Here is a 1,512-nt window from a genome sequence, read left to right as displayed (position 1 = left end):
ATTCATGCCCATTCATCATTGGCATTGAGACATCGCAGATGACGATATCCGGCCAAGCATTCAGGATCGTTTCCAACCCTTCTGCGCCGTTCGCCGCCTCCAATGTGTTAAGGCCCGCGTCCTCGAGTTCCTCAACTAGCAGCTTCCGAATGTCAGTTTCGTCATCGATGCAAAGGACAGTAATCATAGTTCCTCCAGTTATGCGGCTTCCACTTGCACGCGGCCACAGTCGGACGGGGGCAGAACGACGGTGAACGTTGCTCCCTCACCAGGCACACTGCTGACGGTGACTGTCCCACCATGCAATTCGATAATCTCACGAACGATATTCAGGCCGATGCCTGTTCCAGCGATGCCACTCGCGCTGCGAGCCCGAAAGTATGGCTCGAAAAGACGCGAAAGATCCTGCTCGTCAATTCCGATGCCCGTGTCGCGAACGCTGACCTTGGCAACGCCGTCCACTTGCCAGCCATGCACAAAAACGTCTGGTGATTGCGGAGCATACTTCACGGCATTGGAGAGCAGATTCGCGAATACGCGTTCAAGCGCGCTTCGGTCAGCTGTCACTTCCTCGGGAAGACCCGATACATCCAAGTGAATACGGTGTGCCGGGCTAATCTCGCGCCGACGAATTACGCATTCTTCAACCAGCTTGCCGAGAGATATGGGCTGCTTGTTGATTGCGATCGTCCCCATTTCCAATCGGCCCGCGGCAAGGACGCTTTCCATTAACTCGACCATTCGGACAACCGCACCTTTTATCTGTGCGGCCTTGTCCGCCAGAAATTCAGGGGAAGAAGCTTTCACACGAGTTAGCCGCTGCGCCGCGGCGTCAATAATCGCGAGCGGCGTGCGGAATTCATGCGAGATCATGGCTACGAAACGCCGCTGCAATGCATTGACCTCGCGCTCTTGTTGAAGCATTCGGTCAAGTTCCGCGTTTTTCTGACGCACTTCTTCGGTACGTACGTCCACCAGCTTTTCTAGTTTGTCTCGATGCTCGCGTAGCTTTGCTTCGCTGTCCCGCAACCCCTGGAGCGCGGTCTGTCGGTCATTAACATCCTCCAAAAGGCCGTACCATCTTTCAACGCTGCCGTCGGTAGCTAGCTTGGGAGCAGCGCGACTGCGAAACCATCGGTAGACGCCCGCTGGAGTGGCGATACGAAATTCAATGTCGAGCGGTGCGCCCTCTATGACGGCCCGCGCCCAGGCCGCCCTCACCCGTCGAATGTCCGCTGGGTGGACGGAGGTCTCCCATCCGGTGCCTGCTGCATCGCTGCGACGCCGTCCTGAAAGTTGTTCCCATTCCGGCCCTACTTCTGTGACGTTGCCGAGGCTATCAGCCACCCATGGCGTTTGCGGGTGAAGCTCGACTAGGGAGCGATAATGCTCCTCACTAGCCCGAAGCACCGTTTCAGCCTTTCGTAGATCCGTGACGTCCTCGATAACGGCGATCAAAAGCGTCGCGGAGCCACTGCGGGTTGGCATGCAAACTCTTCGCTTATGTGTCAC

2 protein-coding genes are annotated in these 1,512 nt (G+C 56.7%); both read right to left on the bottom strand.

Going from position 1 to position 1,512, the window contains the following annotated elements:
- The coding region (locus tag ACFHWW_RS33765) for a response regulator (protein ID WP_379943696.1) at positions 1–187 on the bottom strand (187 nt) is incomplete at its 3' end.
- 11 nt (positions 188–198) lie between these two features.
- Positions 199–1,512: ATP-binding protein (locus ACFHWW_RS33760; protein WP_379943694.1), on the bottom strand; the 1,314-nt coding region annotated here is incomplete at its 5' end.

Origin of the sequence: Sinorhizobium sp. P24N7 (assembly GCF_042436655.1) — a bacterium.
GTDB lineage: Bacteria > Pseudomonadota > Alphaproteobacteria > Rhizobiales > Rhizobiaceae > Sinorhizobium > Sinorhizobium meliloti_A.
This window is presented reverse-complemented; position numbering and strand designations above follow the sequence as displayed.